We start from the raw sequence: 17,903 nt of genomic DNA on the forward strand, positions 1-17,903 counted from the left end.
TTTCGATCCGGCCGCTTCACGCGTCTGGTCACAAGCGTTCACGCTGGTCGTGCAACGTGGAATCTCCGTCCGAACGCGCAACGGAGTGGAGGCGGGAATGAGTCCGGAACCGATGCCGGTCGTGGCCTGGGTCGAATCACCGCTGCAACTCGTGGGCGCCGCGGAGTGGGCGGCGGCGCATCGCCGTCGCGTGCCGATCGCGGGACGCCTCACGGCGCAGATGCCGGAGACGGCCGATGAACTCATCGCGCGTGGCGCACCTTTCGGTCGGTGCGAGCCGTATCTCGGCATTCCCTGGAAGTTGCTTTCGCGCCACAAGCACTGGCTCGTCGGAGACGGCTTCTCCGGACAGTTCCGCCTCGCGGCGAGCATCCTGCGGCCCCAGCGCATCACGTTCCTCGACGACGGGGCCAATGCGCTCGCCTTCGCCGACACTCTGATCGGCCGTCGACCCTTCACCCGCCCCGGGATCACCGAGCGCGGCCTGACCACCCACATCGCCCCTTTCGCGCTCGACCAGATCGCGGGCCGCGGTCGGGTGGGTCACGTCGACTTCTTCACCGCCTTCGAGTTCGGCGAATCCCGGTTGTGCGAGCTCGACGATCGCGGTTACGCCGTTTCTCGCCACGCCTTCGAGTGGACTCGCCGGACCGCTCGGGCGTATGTGACCACCTCCGCGGGGCGCATCCTTCTCGGAAGCGCTCGTCCCGTGGACGGGAGAATGCCGCTCGCGGAATATCTCGACTGGATCCGGCTCGAAGCATCCCGAGCATCCGTCACGTACCTGCCCCACCGGCGCGAGCCGGAGAGCCAGCTCGCCGCCGTCGCCGCCATCCCGGGCGTCTGCGTGGATCGGCAATCGTTGCCCGTCGAGATGGTGCTCGCGGGGGCGATCGAGCGACTCGAGATCGTGACGCTGCCATCCTCGACGACCACGACTCTGCCCCTCGTCCTGCGCCCTGACTCTGCCCTTCGAAGCGTGGCCCCGCGCAGCGTGGACGCATGAGCGGCGGCAGAAGCGAGGTCGTCGCCGTCATCCCCGCACGCGGCGGTTCGAAGGGCGTTCCGCGCAAGAACGTCCGTCGCGTCGGGGGAGTGCCGCTCGTCGCCCGAGCGATCGCCGCGGCGCGAGCGACGGCATCGATCGACCGCGTGATCGTCTCCACCGATGATGCCGAGATCGCCGCGGTAGCCGAGGAGTGGGGCGCACAGGTGATCGCGCGCCCGGCCGACATCGCCGGCGATACGGCATCCAGCGAGAGCGCCCTGCTGCACGTGCTGGACATGCTGGCGGCGGACCGGGTCGACGTCGATGTTCTCGTCTTCCTGCAAGCGACATCGCCGTTCATCGATCCCCGCGACCTCGAGAGCGCAATCGGGCTCGTGCGTGGGGATTCCTTCGATTCCGTGTTCTCGGCGATCGAGACCTACGGATTCCTGTGGTCGGCGGATGCGTCGGGCACGGCGCGAGGAATCAACCACGACCCGGGCATGCGACCCAGGCGCCAGGACCGCGAGGCGCACTACCTCGAAACGGGCGCGTTCTACGTCATGCGTTCGCTCGGCTTCCGCGGAGCTCGTCACCGGTTCTTCGGGCGGGTCGGTGTCGTCGAGGTCGCCGAACGCTCGTCGATCGAGATCGACACGGAAGAGCAGCTGGCGCTCGCGAGCGCGATCGCTCCCCTCATCGAGCAGCGCGGCGGCCGCGGCGGGTTCACGAATATCGAGGCCGTCGTCACGGATTTCGACGGCGTGCACACCGACGACACCGCCACGGTCCACGCCGACGGAGGCGAAACCGTACGTGTGAGCCGCTCGGACGGGATGGGCGTCGCCGAGTTGCGGCGCGCCGGCATCCCGGTGCTGATCCTGTCGACCGAGACGAACCCGGTCGTTTCGGCGCGAGCCCGCAAGCTGCGGGTGGAGGTGCGCCAGGGCGTCGACGACAAGGCCGCGGCGCTGACCGAATGGGCGACGCAGAACGGTCTGCCGCTCGCCAACATCGTGTATGTCGGGAACGACATCAACGACCTCGCCTGCCTGAACCTGGTCGGCTGGCCCGTCGCCGTGCCCGACGCGCACCCCCTCGTACTCGCTGCCGCACGTGTCGTGCTCTCGCGGACGGGCGGCCGCGGCGCCGTCCGCGAAGTCGCCGACGGCGTGCTTCGCTCACTCACCCCCATCGAAAGGCCCATCCCATGACGGTAAGCATCGGATCTCGTGTGATCGGTGGGGGACGACCCGCCTATGTCATCGCCGAGATCGGCCTGAATCACAACGGTGACGTCGACATCGCCAAGCAGCTGATCGACGTGGCGGCCGATGCCGGCGCGGACGCCGTGAAGTTCCAGAAGCGCACACCCGAGATCTCGACCCCCGTGCACATGCGCGACACGCTGCGCGAGACGCCGTGGGGCACGATGACGTACCTCGACTACCGCTATCGCGTGGAGTTCACGCGCGAGCAGTACGTCGAGGTGTCGGATCACGCGTTGCTGCGGGGTCTCGACTGGTTCGCCTCGCCGTGGGACGTCCCGAGCGTCGGCTTTCTCGAGGACCTGAACGTCGTGGCGCACAAGGTCGCCTCTGCGTGCCTCACGGACATCCCGCTCCTGCAGGCTCTCCGCGACACCGGCAAGCCGATCATCCTCTCCACCGGGATGTCGACGATCGCCCAGATCGACGCGGCGCTCGAGGTGCTCGGCACCGACCGGCTCCTCCTGATGCACGCCACGTCGACCTACCCGATGGAGCCCGAAGAGGCCAACCTGCGCGTCATCCCGACGCTCCGTGACCGGTACCCCGGGGTCCCGGTCGGCTACTCGGGTCACGAGCGGGGCCTGCAGATCTCGGTCGCGGCCGTCGCGCTCGGCGCGGTCGCGGTCGAACGCCACATCACCCTCGACCGCACCATGTGGGGATCCGACCATGCGGCGTCGCTCGAGCCCGCGGGGTTGCAGCACCTCATTCGCGACATCCGGATCATCGAGCAGGCGCTCGGCGACGGAGTGAAGCGTGTGTTCCCGGGCGAGCAGGCGCCGATGGCGAAGCTGCGACGTGTCCTGACATGACGGACGCCCTATGACGGGCGCCGCACTGCGCGTCGTCGCGCTGGCCGACACCGACTCGTATGTGAAATGGGCCGCGGCGATGCTCGGATCACTGCCCGCGGGCACGGATGCCGAACTGCTGATCGTCGAGACCGCCCTGGTCGTCAGCCCCGCGCAGCAGACGACCGCGCTGGCTCGGAGCGGACTGGACCCGTCGCGGGTCCGTCGCATCGGTTACGAGGACCTCGCGCGCGTCCTGGGTGACCTCGCGCCGGACGCGGTGCTGGTCGCGGCGCGGGGGCCCGTCGTCCGTGTCCTGACGGCGCTCGTCGCCACGATCGATCCACGCCCCGTCATCGTGTCGGGCCTGCCCGGGATCTCGATTCCCGCCACGACGGCGGCGATGGTGCACCGCACGCAGTGCGACCTTTTCGTGTTGCACTCCACGCGCGAGATCGCCGCGTTCGCGGCGCTCGCGCGTCAGCGGGGTCTCACGCAGAGATTCGCGCTCGCGGGGCTGCCGTTCGCGCGCGCCGCCGCCGACGAACGACCGAGCGCCGAGCGCACGGACCTGGTGTTCGCGTCGCAAGCGATCGTTCCTCGCGAGCGCGTCGACCGGCTGCGCGTTGCGCGACTGCTGATCGAGACGGCACGCGAGAACCCCGACAAGCGCGTAGTCGTGAAGGAGCGGGCCACGGCCGGTGAGCATCAGACGCACGCGCAGCAGCACGGCTACCCCGATCTGCTCCGGCGGATGGGGCCGTTGCCCGCGAACCTCGTCGTCTCGACGGATTCGATGGCGCACGCCCTCGACACGGCCGAGGGGCTCGTGACGATCAGTTCCACGGCTGCTGTCGAGGCCATCGCCCGCGGCATCCCGGTGATCGCGCTCGACACGTTCGGCGTCGAAGACGGTCTGATCAACACCGTCTTCGTCGGGAGTGGTCTGCTCGGGTCCGAGGGTGATGTCGTCCAGAGGGACTTCCGTCTGCCCCCGACCGCGTGGCTCGCGCGCAACTACTTCCACGATCCGGCGGAAGAGGACTGGATAGCCGAGATGGCTCAGCTGGTCGAGCTGCGCCGCGCGGGCGAGCTGCCCCCGAAGCCCGGTCGGACGCGTCGCGGTGGGCGGGTGCGCGACGTGTGGGAGCGGCGGCTGGCACTGGGGCGGAGGGATCGGTCGGTCGCGGGCGCGATCGTCTGGGCCGTCGGCGTACCGGCGCGGATGATCCTGCGACCCGTTCTGCGTCCGTACTACCGGCGTCGCCTCGAGTCCGTCTGAATCACGCCCTGCGCGGCGGCGCCGTCGTGGCGCGCGGCACCAGTCGGGTCGGCAGCACGAGATGCGTGGCGGGTAACGGGTCGCCGTTCAGCAGCAGCACGAGCATATTGGCGGCCTCGGCACCGAGCCGCCGCATCGGCTGGCGCACGGTGCTCAGCGGTGTCGAGAATTGGGATGCCTCGGGAATGTCGTCGAAGCCGACCACCGACAGGTCGCGCGGCACCTCCATCCCGATCCGGCGTGCCACCTCGAGGATCGCGATGGCGGAGAGGTCGTTGGCGGCGAAGATCGCGGTCGGCGGGCGGGGGACCTTCAGCAGCGACATGGCCGCGTCTCGCGCGGTGCGCGGGTGGTACATTCCGACACGGGTCAGATCGGGGTCATGGGCGATACCCGCCTCGTTCAGCGCGAGACGGTAGCCCGACTCGCGCAGGACGGCGGAGCGCAGGTCGGGACGCCCGGCGAGGAAGCCGATACGGGTGTGCCCGAGTTCGATGAGATAGCGCGTCGCCATCCGCGCACCCTCCAGACTGTCTGATTCGACGGTAGGCAGGTCGGCGCGCCCGGTGTGCGGGTCGATCGCCACGATCGGGATCTCGGAGGACGCCCCGACGACGGTCGGCGTGACGATGATCGCGGCGTCGATGAGGGTGCCGCTCAGTCGCGAGAGCGAGCGACGTTCCCAGCCTTCGCTTTTCCCATGCTTGGAGCCGCTGTACGCGAGCAGGTCGAACCGGGAGTCGCGGAGCGCGAGCCCCACACCCTTCAGGATCTCGGCGCTGAAGGGCTCGAAGTCGGCAACGAGCACGCCCACGACACCGGTCGCGCGAGCCCGCATGCTGCTCGCGACGAGGCTCGATTCGTAGCCGAGGTCGCGCACGACCTCGTTGACGCGCTCGACCGTGGCGCTCGCGACGCCGTATCGGCCGTTTACCGCCTTCGACACGGTCGCGACCGAGACACCCGCCGCCTTCGCGACGTCGTGGATCGTCGTTCGCTTGCTCACCGGGCCACCGTAGCGCACCTGGAAACTGTTTTCGAAAACGTTTGACGACGACATTTCGCCTTGCGACACTGAGGCACCGTACTCCAGGCATCGCGCAGCGTGGTCGATGCCTCTCAACGAAGAGAAACAGGTGAATCACATGAAGCGTTCCAAGATCCTCGTGGGATCGGCAGCACTCGCGATCGGTGCCCTCGCACTCAGCGGCTGTAGCGGCGGCGGTTCCGGAGGCGACGACGGCGACGTCACCATGACGCTGTGGCACAACAGCACGACCGGCCCCGGATCGGAATTCTGGGACACGACGGCCGCGGCCTTCGAGGCGGACAATCCGGGTGTCACGATCGAGGTTCAGACCGTTCAGAACGAAGACCTCGACGGCAAGCTCCAGACGGCGCTCAACTCCGGCGACGCCCCCGACATCTTCCTGCAGCGTGGCGGCGGCAAGATGGCGGAGATGGTGAAGGCCGGCCAGCTGAAGGACCTGACGGGAAGCCTCTCGGGCGCCGCGACGGACGAGATCCCCGAGACCGCCTACGACGCCAGCACCATCGACGGCAAGATCTACGCCCTCCCCGTGGCGGTTCTGCCCGGTGGCCTGTTCTACAGCCAGGACCTCTTCGACGAGGCCGGCATCACCGAGAACCCCACGACGATCGAGGAGTTCGACGGCACGATCGAGCAGCTCAAGGCCGCGGGCATCGCGCCCATCGCCCTCGGTGCGAAGGATGCCTGGCCCGCCGCGCACTGGTACTACTGGTTCGCGCTGCGCGAGTGCAGCACCGAAACGCTCGAGACGGCAGCCGCAGACCTCGACTTCACCGACGACTGCTGGATCAAGGCGGGCGAGGACCTGCAGGAACTCGCCGCGCTCGAACCGTTCAACGACGGCTTCCTGACCACCTCCGCCCAGCAGGGCGCTGGTAGCTCGGCCGGTCTGATCGCCAACCACCAGGCGGGCATGGAGCTCATGGGCGCCTGGAACCCCGGCGTGATCGCGGGCCTGACGCCCGACGAGATGCCGCTTCCCGACCTCGCCTGGTTCCCGTTCCCCGAGGTTCCCGGTGGTGCCGGTGAGCCCGCCGCCATCATGGGTGGCGTCGACGGATACTCCTGCTCGGTCGATGCACCGGACGCGTGCGTCGACTTCATGAACTACCTCGCCACGGCGGAGGTGCAGACGAACTACTACAAGGCGTTCAACGCGCCGCCGGTCAACACCGTCGCCCAGGAGGCCGTGACCGAACCGTACCTGCAGCAGATCATCGAGGCGTACAACGCAGCTCCCTTCGCACCGCAGTGGCTCGACACGAGCTACGGCCAGAACGTGGGTAACGCGCTGAACGTCGCCGTGGTCGACATGCTCGCGGGCAACGGTTCGCCCGAGGACATCGTCAAGGCCGTCAACGACGCCGCTGCGCGGGCGTAAGGCTCAGACCATGCCGCATCGCGAGAACATCCTCGAGGTGGAGACCACGACGGCGGATCTCGCGAACGGGGATGGGGGCGGCAACACACCGTCCTCATCCCCGGCGCGCCGGCTCCGCTCACGCGGACTCGGCTGGGCGGGCCGACTCGAGGTCCTGATCCTCGTCGGCCCGGCCATGATCGTGTTCCTGGCCTTCGTCATCTTCCCCGTCCTGATGGCCGCCTACTACGGCTTCTTCAGCTGGGGAGGTTACGGACCGGCGACGGACTTCATCGGGCTTCGCAACTACGTCAACATCCTGACCGACCCCGCCTTCATCGAGGCGCTCGGCCACAACGGCTTCATCGTCATCTTCTCCCTGATCCTTCAGGGACCGGTGGCCATCCTCCTGGCGCTCCTGCTGAACCGGCGGATGCGTGGACAGTCGCTCATCCGGGTGCTGATCTTCGTCCCCTACGTCATCGCCGAGGTCGTCGTCGGCACGGGCTGGAGCCTCATGCTCCAGACCAATGGTGCGGTCAACGGCATGCTGGAGAAGCTCGGGCTCGGCGCGCTCCAGCAGGACTGGCTGTCGAACCCGGACATCGCGATCTGGACGCTGATGGTGATCATCACCTGGAAGTACATCGGGTTCGCGGTCATCCTGTTCCTCGCGGGCCTGCAGGGCATCCCCGAGGAGCTCTACGAGGCTGCCGCGCTCGATGGCGCATCCTTCTGGCAGATGCAGCGCTCCATCACGCTGCCCCTGCTGGCTCCGACCATTCGGATCTGGGCGTTCCTGTCGATCATCGGCGCTCTGCAGCTGTTCGACCTCGTCTACATCATCTGGGGGCAGTACGTGGCCGCCACCGCGGGCACCTCGACGATGGCGACCTACATGGTGGCCACGGGCCGCAACGCCGGCAACTTCGGCTACGGAAACGCCGTGGCGGTCGTGCTGTTCGTGATCTCGCTCATCGTCGCCCTCATCTATCAGCGATTCGTGCTGCGCCGTGACACGGCGGGCGCTCTCACCGAGGGGAAGCGATGATGGCCACGCTTGCACCGACCGTCCGCCGAGCCGACCGGAGCCGCGGAGCGGCCAACCGCGCACGGGGCAACCCGGGCGTGTGGTTCGTCGCGCTCGTCGTGATCGCGCTCATGCTCGGGCCGGTCATCTACATCATCATCGGCGGCTTCCGCACGAACTCCGAGATCACGACGGACCCGGCCGGGTTCCCCTCCGTGTGGAACGTCAACAACTACCTCGACGTCCTCACGGGCGGGGTGTTCTGGCAGCAGGTGCTCAACTCCACGATCGTCGCGGTCGCGACGAGTGTCGGCGCCGTGACGCTGGGCCTGATGGCGAGCTACGTGCTGGCCCGGTACTCGTTCCGGGGCCGCGGGGTGCTGTACGCGCTCTTCGCCGCGGGGCTGATGTTCCCCCTCACGGTGGCCATCACGCCGCTCTACATCATGGTCAGGAGCCTCGGCCTGATGAACTCGCTCGGCGGCATCATCCTGCCGCAGATCGCCTTCGCGCTGCCGGTGACGATCATCATCCTGGTGCCTTTCCTGCGGGCGATCCCCGACGAGATCCAGGAGGCCGCGTTCATCGACGGATGCAGCCGACTCGGCTTCTTCTGGCGCATGGTCGTGCGGCTGTCGATGCCGGGTGTCATCACCACCGGCATCCTGGCCTTCATCGGATCCTGGAACGCCTATCTGCTGCCCCTGTTCATCCTGAACAACGATGCGATGTTCACGCTCCCGCTCGGGGTGCAGAGCTTCTCGTCGCAGTACTCGGTCGACACGGCGAAGGTCATGGCGTTCACGGCGCTGTCGATGCTGCCGGCCCTGCTGTTCTTCAGTATCTTCGAGCGCCGGATCGTCGGCGGCCTGACAGGAGCGGTCAAGGGATGAGCACGATTGATGTGCCCGCGGCATCGACCCGGGTACGGGAGCTTCTCGCGCGCATGACGCTCGAGGAGAAGCTGGCGCAGCTGGTCGGATTCTGGGTCGACAAGGGCGACGAGGCGGTCGCGCCGATGGCCGGCGAGATGTCGGTCGCGGCGCAGTACGAGCAGGCGATCGGGGACGGCATCGGGCATCTCACCCGCGTCTACGGCACCCGCCCGGTCGACCCCGTGGAGCGTGCCGGATGGCTGTGGGAGCAGCAGCGGCGTCTGCGCGAGCAGACGCGGCTCGGTATTCCGGCGATCGTGCACGAGGAGTGCCTGACGGGGCTCGCAGCGTGGAAGGCCGCGACGTACCCGACCCCGCTGGCGTGGGGGGCCTCGTTCGACACCGAGCTCGTGGAGGAGGTCGGTCAGGCGATCGGGGCCTCGATGCGCGAGCTCGGCATCCACCAGGGGCTGGCGCCCGTGCTCGACGTGATCCGCGACGCCCGCTGGGGTCGCACCGACGAGTGCATCGCCGAGGACCCCTACGTCGTGGGCATGCTCGGCACGGCATATGTGCGCGGACTCCAGGCCGCCGGGGTGCACGCGACGCTGAAGCACTTCGTGGGATACTCGGCCTCGCGTTCGGGTCGTAACCACGCACCCGTGCACGCCGGAGCCCGCGAGGTGCGCGATGTGCTCCTGCCGCCCTTCGAGATGGCGGTTCGCGAGGGCGGCGTGCGCTCGGTGATGAACTCCTATGCCGAGATCGACGGCCTTCCCGTCGGCGGGGTCCCCGACTACCTGACCGGCATCCTCCGCGACGAGTGGGGTTTCGACGGCGTCGTGGTGTCGGACTACTTCTCGGTGGCGTTCCTGCACACGATGCACGCGGTCGCCGCGGACCTCGGTGAGGCGGCGGAGAAGGCCCTCGCCGCCGGCATCGACGTCGAACTGCCCACCGGGCACGCATTCCTCGGGCCGCTCGCCGAACGCATCCGGGCCGGACTCACGGACGAGGCACTCGTCGATCGAGCGGTGCTGCGCGTGCTGGCGCAGAAGGAGGAGCTGGGACTGTTCGACGAGACGTTCGACGAACCCCCCACGAGCGTCGACCTCGATTCGCCGCGTCACCGGGCCCTGGCTCGGCGGTTGGCCGAGGAATCCGTCGTGCTTCTCACGAACGACGGCACGCTGCCTCTGAGCTCGGCGGACGGCACGGCGGCGTCGCGCGTGGCGGTCATCGGCCCGAACGCGGACTCGCCGGAAGCCCTCATGGGGTGCTATTCGTTCGCGAACCACGTGCTCGCGCACCACCCCGGAGTCGCGCTCGGCTTCGAGATCCCCAGCGTGCTCGATCGCATCCGGGCCGAGTTCCCGGATGTCTCGATCACCCACAGCCGCGGTTGCGACGTCGAGGGCGACGACCGCTCGGGATTCGCCGCTGCGGTCGAGGCCGCATCGGGCGCGGACGTCGCGATCGTCGTCGTCGGCGACCGTGCGGGCCTGTTCGGGCGCGGCACGGTCGGCGAGGGCAACGACGTCGAGTCCCTCGACCTTCCGGGCGTCCAGCGGGAGCTGGTCGAGGCGATCGTCGCGACGGGCACCCCGGTCGTGTTGACGCTCCTCACGGGTCGTCCCTACGCGCTGGCATGGGCGGTCGAGGGCGCGAACGCGCCCGCCGCTGTCCTCCAGGCCTTCTTCCCGGGCGAAGAAGGCGGGTCCGCCCTCGCCGGCGTGATCTCGGGGAGGGTCTCGCCCTCCGGCCGCCTGCCCGTTTCGCTGCCGCGTTCCGCGGGGGCGCAGCCGTACTCCTACCTGCATCCGCTGCTCGGCGGACCCAACCCCGTCACGAGTGCAGACAACACCCCCGTCCTGCCGTTCGGGCATGGACTGACGTACACGCGGTTCGAGCGTTCGGCGCTGACCGCCCCCGCCGAGGTTCCCGCGGGCGGGGAGTTCTCGACGAGCGTACGGGTCACGAACGTGGGCTCTCGAGCGGGGACGGATGTCGTGCAGCTGTACGCACGCGATCTATACGCGAGCGTCACCCGACCCGTGGCTCAGCTGCTCGCGTTCCAGCGCGTCGAGCTCGAGCCGGGCGAGTCCGCGATCGTCACCTTCACGGTGCCGACCTCGCGCCTGGCGTTCACGGGCCGTGACGGACACCGGATCGTCGAGGCCGGTCGGGTCGAGATCTGGGTAGGGCCCTCGTGCGCGGAGCGGGACACCGAGACGTCCATGGAGGTTTCCGGCCCTGACCATCGTGTGGTCAAAGAGGATCGGCTGATCGCCCGTGTCGATACGGTTTCGGCCGGCGACGCCACGCGCGTCTGAGCATGGACAAGCCCGTGCGAGTCGCCGTCATCGGTACCGGATTCATGGGGCGGATGCACGCCCAGGCGTGGCGTACCGCGCACCGCTTCTTCGACCTGCCGGGCACGCCCGTGCTGTCGGTCCTGGTGGGCACGAACGCCGAGCGAACCGCGGCCGCCGCGGGTCGGTGGGGGTTCGACGAGACCGCGACGGACTGGCGGAGCGTCGTCGGGCGCCCCGACATCGACGTCGTCGACATCTGCACGCCGGGTGACACGCACGCCGAGATCGCCCTGGCCGCTCTGGCGGCGGGCAAGCACGTGATGTGCGAGAAGCCGCTCGCGAACGACGTCGCCGACGCCGACCGAATGGTGGCCGCCGCCGGCCGGGCGGCGACGCAGGGCGTCGTGAGCATGTGCGGCTTCAGCTACCGCCGGACGCCCGCCCTGTCGCTCGCTCGGCGACTGATCGAAGACGGCCGACTCGGAGAGATCCGTCACGTCCGTGCCCAGTACCTGCAGGACTGGCTGAGCGACGCCGAAGCGCCCTTCACCTGGCGCCTCGACAAGGAGCGGGCAGGTTCGGGAACCCTCGGCGACATCGGCGCGCACAGCATCGATACCGCGCAGTGGCTGACGGGCGATCGGATCGACGGCGTTTCCGCGACGCTCCGCACGTTCGCCCTGACCCGACCCGTGCTCGGTGAGCAGGTGGGACTCGGGGGTCGCGCGCACGAGGGCGCCGAGCGCCGGCACGTGAGCGTCGACGATGCCGTGGCCTTCACGGCGGCCTTCTCGGGCGGGGCGCTCGGGGTCTTCGAGGCGACACGCATGGCCACGGGGCACCGCAACTCGAACCGGATCGAGATCAACGGCGACCGCGGCTCGGTGGCCTTCGACTTCCGGTCGATGAACGAGCTCGACTTCTACGACGCGGCCGACCCGGCGGGTGAGCAGGGCTTCCGACGCATCCAGGCGAACGAGGCCGAGCACCCGTATGCCGGCGCGTGGTGGCCGCCCGGACACGGGCTCGGTTACGAGCACCTGTTCACACACCAGGTCGTCGACTTCGTCCGAGCCGTGGCGGGTGACGGCGTCGCCCATCGAGAGCTGGCGAGCCCGACGTTCGCCGACGCGGCCCGTGTGCAGAGGGTGCTCGCGGCGGTCGAGAGCAGCGCGGCGCGCCAGAGCGTCTACACCCCGATAGAAGGAGTCTCCCGATGACCGCACGCAAAGCCCTCGTGGTCCGCGGCGGGTGGGAGGGGCACAGTCCCGTCGAAGCGACGGAGCTGTTCCTGCCGTTCCTCGAGGCGAGCGGGTTCGACGTGCGCGTCGAGGAGTCGAACGAGGTGTACGCCGACGAGGAGGAGATGGCCGCGACCGACCTCGTCGTGCAGTCGGTCACGATGTCCGAGATCTCGCGCGAGGCGTCCCGGGGGCTTCGGGCGGCGGTCGAGCGCGGCACGGGACTGGCGGGCTGGCACGGCGGTATCGCCGACTCGTACCGCAACGACGCCGACTACCTGCAGCTGATCGGGGGGCAGTTCGCGACGCACCCGTCGAAGCACCCCGACCAGTGCGCCGGGGATGAGACCGACAACTTCCTGCCCTACACGGTGGACCTCACCGGCCTCGGCCGATCGCACGCGATCATGGCGGGCCTCGACGACTTCGAACTGCGCACCGAGCAGTACTGGGTGCTGCACGACGACCTGAACGACGTGCTGGCCACGACGACCCATCCCGTGCAGCCCTACCACCCGTGGCACCGACCGATCACCTCGCCCGCCGTGTGGACGCGGCTGTGGGGAGCGGGTCGCGTGTTCGTGGCCACGCCGGGTCACAGCCCGGACGTGCTGCGGGATCCGAACGTCCGAACCATCGTCGAGAGGGGCATGCTGTGGGCCAGCCGCACGGAATCGGCATAATCGGCCTCGGTGTCATCTCGCGGCAGTACCTCGCGACACTCCAGGGTCTCCCCGGCATCCGCATCGTCGCCACGGCGGACCTGGACGCGGAACGCGCCGCCGCCGTCGCCGCCGACATCCCCGGGTGCCGTGCGCTGAGCGTGGACGAGCTCGTCGCCGATCCCGCGGTGCAGACGGTCATCAACCTGACGATCCCCGCGGCGCACGCCGAGGTCGCGCTCGCCGCGCTCGCCCACGGCAAGAACGTGTACGGAGAGAAGCCGCTCGCCGCGACGCTCGCCGAGGCGGGCGGGATGATGGATGCCGCGGGGTCGGCGTGGGTCGGCTCGGCTCCCGACACGGTGCTCGGCACCGGGATCCAAACGGCGCGTGCCGCGATCGATGCGGGCCGCATCGGCCGCCCCACAGCGGCCACGGCGACCTGGGTCTCTGCGGGACACGAGGCGTGGCATCCGCACCCCGACTTCTACTACCGCGAGGGAGGGGGCCCGCTGCTGGACATGGGCCCCTACTACCTGACCTCTCTCGTCCACCTGCTCGGCCCCGTCGCCCGCGTGAGCGGAGCGTCCTCGCGGACGCGCGACACCCGCCGCATCGGATCGGGCCCGCGCGAGGGCGAGATCATCCCCGTCGAGGTCGACACCCACGTGACGGGCGTGCTCGAGCACGTCGGTGGCGCGGTGTCCACGGTCGCCTTCAGCTTCGACGCGGTGGCCACGACCGCCGCCCCGCTCGAGATCCACGGTGAGACCGGCAGCCTCACGGCTCCCGACCCGAACACGTTCGACGGCGAGGTGCGCGTGCGCGGCGCGGGTGAGGAATCGTGGCAACTCCTCGAACCGAGCGCGGGGTACGAGGGCGCCGGGCGGGGGATCGGGGTCATCGACTTCCTCCGCGACGGTGAGCGCGGCGGCCGCGCGAGCGGCGCGATGGCCCTGCACGTGCTCGAGATCATGACCGCGCTGCTGGATTCCGCGCGCACGGGGGCCCGCGTGACACTGCAGACGGTCGTCGAGCGCCCCTCGGTCGTGCCGCTGACCTCGTACGACGAATGGAGCCGGTCGGCCTGAGGCCGCGGGTCAGCCCGCGAGCGCCCGGTGGACGGATGCGACGGCGCTCGAACCTTCGCCGACCGCCGCCGCGACCCGCTTCATCGAACCGCGCCGCACATCACCCGCGGCGAAGACCCGGGGGAGGGACGTCTCGAACGGGAGCGGCTCGCGACCGAGCTGCCGCCACTGCAGTCCGAGCGCCGAGATGTCGACGCCCGTCCGCAGAAAGCCGTCGTCGTCCCGGTCCAGCGACGAGAGCCACGACGTCGCGGGATCCGCGCCGATGAAGCAGAAGAGCCCGCGCGCGCTGACGTCGCCCACGCTGTCGATGCGCACGCCCTCGAGCGCCTCCCCGCCCGCGAGGGCGACGACGTGCGAGCCCGTGTGGACCTCGACCCGCGGGTCCTCGACCAGACGATCGACGAGATAGGACGACATCCGCTTCCCCAGATCGTCGCCACGGACGACCAGGCGCACGGGGCATCCGTTCGCCGCGAGATACAACGATGCCTGCCCGGCCGAGTTCGCACCGCCCACCACGACGACGGGGGATTCGAGCACCTGCCGCAGCTCGAGCTGGGTCGCCGCGTAATAGATGCCCGCGCCCTCGAAGTCCGACCACCGGTCGAGCGGGAGCGTGCGGTAGGCGGCTCCCGAGGTCACGATCGCGCTGCGGGTGCGGATGATCCGGCCATCCGTCAGCGTGACGTCGAGCAGGTCGCCCACGGGTGTCAGGGCGACGGCCTCGCACGGGGCATACACGCGCACCCCGAACTTCAGGGCCTGCAGGGACGCTTGACCGATCAGGTCCTCGCCGCTCACGCCGAACGGAAAGCCGAGGAAGTTCTCGATGCGCGACGTCGTGGCGGCCTGTCCTCCCGGTGCGACCGCATCGAGCAGCACCGTCGACAACCCCTCCGACGCGCCGTAGATGGCGGCGGCGAGCCCCGCCGGTCCGGCACCCACCACGACCAGGTCGACGACCGTGTCGGCCACGGCCTGATAACTCAGCCCGAGGCGGTCCGCGACGAGACCGGGTGTGGCGCGCACGAGTGGCTCGCCCTGGATGAAGGCGACCGGAAGATCCTCCGCGGCGAATTCGTGGGGGGCGAAGTGCTCGCGGTCTTCGGGGGTGAGCTCATACGCCGAATAGACCAGGTCGAGGCGCTCCGCGAAACGGCGGAGCGCCATGAGCTCGGGGGACGACCCCGCGCCGACGAGCTTGAGGGTGAGCGCAGCGGGCCCCCGTCGCAGGTGCTCGCGTCGGGCCCAGAGCGCGTGCAGAACGATGTCGCACAGTTCATCGTCCTCCGCCATCAAGCGCCGCAGCGCTGACCGTGGCACGCGATACACCGTGCCCCCGCGTGTGACGCGTGCGGAGAGGAACGCCCCCTGTCCATTGAGCAGTCCCAGCTCGCCGACGAAGCTGTGCGGCCCCATCGGTGCGATGACCACCTCTTCCATCCAGCCGAGTGCGTCGCGCACCACCTCGACCTCGCCGGTGTCCACCAGGATCAGGTCGTACTCCGCGTCGCCCGAACGGAAGACGTAGTCGCCGACCTCGGTCTTCTGCGGCGTACCGTAGGTGAGCATCCGCTTCCACTGCGCGGTCGTGAGGGTCGGCATCTCGAGTTCGGTACCCATGCCCACAGGCTAATCACGGAACTCACGGCTCGCTCCCAGCTTGGCGGGACCAAAACAGAGGACTCATCCGTTCTCTTACATGACGCGACAGCCAGCCGCGTCTGACCGAGGAGGAACCGTGGCGAACGACTATCGCAAGACTCCCGAGGCGCTTTCGCGTCTCACCCCCGAGCAGTACCGCGTGACGCAGGAGGACGGCACCGAGCCGGCCTTCCGCAACCGCTACTGGAACAACCACGATCAGGGCATCTACGTCGACGTCGTGTCGGGGCAGCCGCTCTTCTCGTCGACCGACAAGTACGACAGCCGCAGCGGCTGGCCGAGCTTCACCCGGCCGATAGATCCCGCGGCCGTGACCGAGAAGGTCGATCGGACGCTGTGGATGAAGCGCACCGAGGTGCGTTCCACCGGAGCCGACAGCCACCTCGGGCACGTCTTCGACGACGGGCCCCGCGAGGCGGGCGGCCTGCGCTATTGCATGAACTCCGCAGCCCTGCGCTTCATCCCCGTCGCGCAGCTCGAGACCGAGGGCTACGGTGAGTTCCGCGCCCTCTTCGACAACGCTGTCGCCGAAAACACAGACACCGCCAACTCAGACACCACGACCACCCAGGAGCAGACATCATGACCGACGACGGAAGCATCACCCGCACTCCCGGAACCGAGACCGCGGTCCTCGCCGGCGGTTGCTTCTGGGGCATGGAGGACCTGATTCGTCGCCAGCCCGGTGTGCTCGACACCCGGGTCGGCTACACGGGCGGTCAGAACGATCACGCGACGTATCGCAACCACCCCGGTCACGCCGAGGCGGTCGAGATCGTCTTCGACCCCGCGAAGACGACGTATCGCGACATCCTCGCGTTCTTCTTCCAGATCCACGACCCGTCGACCCTGAACCGCCAGGGCAACGACATCGGATCGAGCTATCGCTCGGCGATCTTCCCGCTCGGCCCCGAGCAGGAGAAGGTCGCACGTGACACGATCGCCGACGTGGATGCCTCGGGTCTCTGGCCGGGCAAGGCCGTCACCACGATCGAGCCCGCGGGCCCCTTCTGGGAGGCCGAGCCCGAGCACCAGGACTACCTGCTGCGGATTCCGAACGGCTATACGTGCCACTTCCCCCGGCGGGGATGGGTGCTGCCCGAGCGCGAGGCGTCCGCCTCCGTCTGAACGGACTCGTCACCCGGCGTCAGCGGCGTCGAGTTGTTCGTGCGCGCTGCGCGAGAACCAAAGCCATCCCGGCCGCCAGCAGCGCCCCTCCGGCGAGAAGGGGAATGGTCGGGTCTGAGCCCGACTCGGCGAGTCGCGGGGTGAGATCGGCCGCGATCACGAGGGTGTAGGTCGCGACAGCATCCGGCGCGGTGCCGTTCGCCGCGGTGACGGTGAAGGTATACGTTCCGGGTGCTGTCGGACGGCCCGAGATGGTGCCGGTCGTCGCATCCAGGGTGAGCCCCATCGGCAGAGCGCCGCTCGTGACCGTGTAGGTCGCCGTCGGGGTTCCCGAGGTCGTGAGCGTGTACGAGTAGTCGCTGCCCTCGACACCGGCGAGCGGTCCCGCGGAGGTGAAGGTCGGGCTGGTTCGGACGGTTCCGCCGGCCGCGGAGCAGCCGGACGGGCGCGTGATCGTGTTCTGGTCCAGGTTCACCGCGCCGATTCGTGCAAGCAGGCGGCCCGATACCGTCGCGCCGGTCACCAGGGTTATCGACTGGTCGGCCATGACCGTGCCGACGAAGGCCGCGCCCCCGCCGATCGTCGCGGATGTGCCGACCTGCCAGAACACGTTGCACGCGCTTGCGCCGCCGGTCACGGAAATGACTGCACCTGTCGCAACGGTCAAAGTGGAAGCCGCCTGGAACACCCAGACGGACTCCGCCCCTCCATCGAGCGTGAGCACGCCGGACACGGAAAGCGCGTCACCCGAGTAGACGCCGGGGCCGTATGACGGCCCCGTCAGGTCGGCGAGTGCTGAGAGGTTGGGGCTCAGGCTCGCAGCGGTGTTGAATGCGGTAGTCAGGTCTACCTTTGCCTGATCGGCGACACCGGTGGCAATCTCGTAAGCGCCCGAATGCGTCAGTGCGTTATAGCCAGTCACGGCCGTGCCCGGGCTGAGCCCGATGTCGCCGATTATCGGGTTGGCCGGCACCATGGTGACCGTCGAACCGGCGAGCACGGCGAACGTTTCGGCGGTGCCGAGGCCGATGGGGCCATCGATCGTGGTGTCGGCATGCGCGGCGCTCGGGATGATCGCGACGCCGATCACGGCGACGGATGCGAGGAGGACGGCGCCTCTGTGAATGAACGTGTGGACCATGGTCGAGGT

Annotated in this window: 16 protein-coding genes; 13 read left to right on the top strand and 3 right to left on the bottom strand. The window is 69.1% G+C overall.

Annotation, left to right across the window (positions count from 1 at the left end; translation table 11 throughout):
• The first annotated feature begins 97 nt into the window (after positions 1–97).
• Genes C2868_RS15545 through C2868_RS15560 form a run of 4 tightly spaced genes read left to right on the top strand, consistent with a single transcriptional unit; the run spans position 98 to position 4,332 of the window.
• Positions 98–1,006, top strand: a complete 909-nt coding sequence (locus C2868_RS15545) for a hypothetical protein (protein WP_100809812.1) — start codon at positions 98–100, stop codon at positions 1,004–1,006.
• Complete coding sequence (locus tag C2868_RS15550) at positions 1,003–2,202, top strand: acylneuraminate cytidylyltransferase (RefSeq protein WP_100809813.1); 1,200 nt, start codon at positions 1,003–1,005, stop codon at positions 2,200–2,202. Before C2868_RS15545 ends, C2868_RS15550 begins: the two co-directional genes overlap by 4 nt.
• A complete protein-coding gene (locus C2868_RS15555) occupies positions 2,199–3,071 on the top strand; it encodes an N-acetylneuraminate synthase family protein (RefSeq protein ID WP_100809814.1) in 873 nt (290 codons plus the stop codon). The genes C2868_RS15550 and C2868_RS15555 overlap by 4 nt, the downstream gene beginning before the upstream one ends.
• 10 nt (positions 3,072–3,081) lie before the next feature.
• Positions 3,082–4,332, top strand: coding sequence for a DUF6716 putative glycosyltransferase (locus C2868_RS15560; RefSeq protein WP_100809815.1), 1,251 nt, complete (start codon positions 3,082–3,084; stop codon positions 4,330–4,332).
• A gap of 1 nt (position 4,333) precedes the next feature.
• On the opposite strand, the gene C2868_RS15565 is transcribed toward C2868_RS15560, so the two are convergent.
• On the bottom strand, positions 4,334–5,338 hold the full coding sequence (locus tag C2868_RS15565; RefSeq protein ID WP_100810062.1) for a LacI family DNA-binding transcriptional regulator: 1,005 nt from the start codon (positions 5,336–5,338) through the stop codon (positions 4,334–4,336).
• Between the two features lie 139 nt (positions 5,339–5,477).
• Here C2868_RS15565 and C2868_RS15570 point away from each other — a divergent pair, with 139 nt between their 5' ends.
• The 7 genes from C2868_RS15570 to C2868_RS15600 are packed head-to-tail and all read left to right on the top strand — an operon-like array spanning position 5,478 to position 13,957.
• Entirely contained in the window at positions 5,478–6,764 is a 1,287-nt protein-coding gene (locus C2868_RS15570; RefSeq protein ID WP_100809816.1) for an ABC transporter substrate-binding protein, read from the top strand.
• Between the two features lie 10 nt (positions 6,765–6,774).
• Positions 6,775–7,794, top strand: coding sequence for a carbohydrate ABC transporter permease (locus C2868_RS15575; protein WP_100809817.1), 1,020 nt, complete (start codon positions 6,775–6,777; stop codon positions 7,792–7,794).
• Complete coding sequence (locus tag C2868_RS15580) at positions 7,791–8,666, top strand: carbohydrate ABC transporter permease (RefSeq protein ID WP_100809818.1); 876 nt, start codon at positions 7,791–7,793, stop codon at positions 8,664–8,666. Before C2868_RS15575 ends, C2868_RS15580 begins: the two co-directional genes overlap by 4 nt.
• A complete protein-coding gene (locus C2868_RS15585) occupies positions 8,663–10,981 on the top strand; it encodes a glycoside hydrolase family 3 N-terminal domain-containing protein (protein ID WP_100809819.1) in 2,319 nt (772 codons plus the stop codon). Before C2868_RS15580 ends, C2868_RS15585 begins: the two co-directional genes overlap by 4 nt.
• Positions 10,978–12,183 (top strand): Gfo/Idh/MocA family protein, encoded by a 1,206-nt coding sequence (locus C2868_RS15590; RefSeq protein ID WP_100809820.1) that lies wholly within the window; start codon positions 10,978–10,980, stop codon positions 12,181–12,183. The genes C2868_RS15585 and C2868_RS15590 overlap by 4 nt, the downstream gene beginning before the upstream one ends.
• A complete protein-coding gene (locus tag C2868_RS15595) occupies positions 12,180–12,887 on the top strand; it encodes a ThuA domain-containing protein (RefSeq protein WP_100809821.1) in 708 nt (235 codons plus the stop codon). The genes C2868_RS15590 and C2868_RS15595 overlap by 4 nt, the downstream gene beginning before the upstream one ends.
• A complete protein-coding gene (locus tag C2868_RS15600; protein ID WP_100809822.1) occupies positions 12,860–13,957 on the top strand; it encodes a Gfo/Idh/MocA family protein in 1,098 nt (365 codons plus the stop codon). Before C2868_RS15595 ends, C2868_RS15600 begins: the two co-directional genes overlap by 28 nt.
• A gap of 9 nt (positions 13,958–13,966) precedes the next feature.
• Here C2868_RS15600 and C2868_RS15605 read toward each other — a convergent pair whose 3' ends face one another.
• Positions 13,967–15,583 (bottom strand): FAD-dependent oxidoreductase, encoded by a 1,617-nt coding sequence (locus tag C2868_RS15605; protein WP_100809823.1) that lies wholly within the window; start codon positions 15,581–15,583, stop codon positions 13,967–13,969.
• Between the two features lie 118 nt (positions 15,584–15,701).
• Here C2868_RS15605 and msrB point away from each other — a divergent pair, with 118 nt between their 5' ends.
• Positions 15,702–16,211, top strand: coding sequence for a peptide-methionine (R)-S-oxide reductase MsrB (gene msrB, locus C2868_RS15610; RefSeq protein ID WP_100809824.1), 510 nt, complete (start codon positions 15,702–15,704; stop codon positions 16,209–16,211).
• Positions 16,208–16,753, top strand: a complete 546-nt coding sequence (msrA, locus tag C2868_RS15615; protein ID WP_100809825.1) for a peptide-methionine (S)-S-oxide reductase MsrA — start codon at positions 16,208–16,210, stop codon at positions 16,751–16,753. Before msrB ends, msrA begins: the two co-directional genes overlap by 4 nt.
• A 19-nt stretch (positions 16,754–16,772) precedes the next feature.
• On the opposite strand, the gene C2868_RS15620 is transcribed toward msrA, so the two are convergent.
• On the bottom strand, positions 16,773–17,894 hold the full coding sequence (locus C2868_RS15620; RefSeq protein ID WP_100809826.1) for an ice-binding family protein: 1,122 nt from the start codon (positions 17,892–17,894) through the stop codon (positions 16,773–16,775).
• Positions 17,895–17,903 lie beyond the last annotated feature (9 nt).

Origin of the sequence: Microbacterium sp. CJ77 (genome assembly GCF_002911615.1) — a bacterium.
Taxonomy (GTDB): Bacteria; Actinomycetota; Actinomycetes; order Actinomycetales; family Microbacteriaceae; genus Microbacterium.

Coding starts and splice junctions, on each gene's coding strand:
- C2868_RS15545 (WP_100809812.1), top strand. CDS start 98: ATGAGTCCGGAACCGATGCCGGTCGTGGCCTGGGTCGAATCACCGCTG.
- C2868_RS15550 (WP_100809813.1), top strand. CDS start 1,003: ATGAGCGGCGGCAGAAGCGAGGTCGTCGCCGTCATCCCCGCACGCGGC.
- C2868_RS15555 (WP_100809814.1), top strand. CDS start 2,199: ATGACGGTAAGCATCGGATCTCGTGTGATCGGTGGGGGACGACCCGCC.
- C2868_RS15560 (WP_100809815.1), top strand. CDS start 3,082: ATGACGGGCGCCGCACTGCGCGTCGTCGCGCTGGCCGACACCGACTCG.
- C2868_RS15570 (WP_100809816.1), top strand. CDS start 5,478: ATGAAGCGTTCCAAGATCCTCGTGGGATCGGCAGCACTCGCGATCGGT.
- C2868_RS15575 (WP_100809817.1), top strand. CDS start 6,775: ATGCCGCATCGCGAGAACATCCTCGAGGTGGAGACCACGACGGCGGAT.
- C2868_RS15580 (WP_100809818.1), top strand. CDS start 7,791: ATGATGGCCACGCTTGCACCGACCGTCCGCCGAGCCGACCGGAGCCGC.
- C2868_RS15585 (WP_100809819.1), top strand. CDS start 8,663: ATGAGCACGATTGATGTGCCCGCGGCATCGACCCGGGTACGGGAGCTT.
- C2868_RS15595 (WP_100809821.1), top strand. CDS start 12,180: ATGACCGCACGCAAAGCCCTCGTGGTCCGCGGCGGGTGGGAGGGGCAC.
- C2868_RS15605 (WP_100809823.1), bottom strand. CDS start 15,583: ATGGGTACCGAACTCGAGATGCCGACCCTCACGACCGCGCAGTGGAAG.
- msrA (WP_100809825.1), top strand. CDS start 16,208: ATGACCGACGACGGAAGCATCACCCGCACTCCCGGAACCGAGACCGCG.
- C2868_RS15620 (WP_100809826.1), bottom strand. CDS start 17,894: ATGGTCCACACGTTCATTCACAGAGGCGCCGTCCTCCTCGCATCCGTC.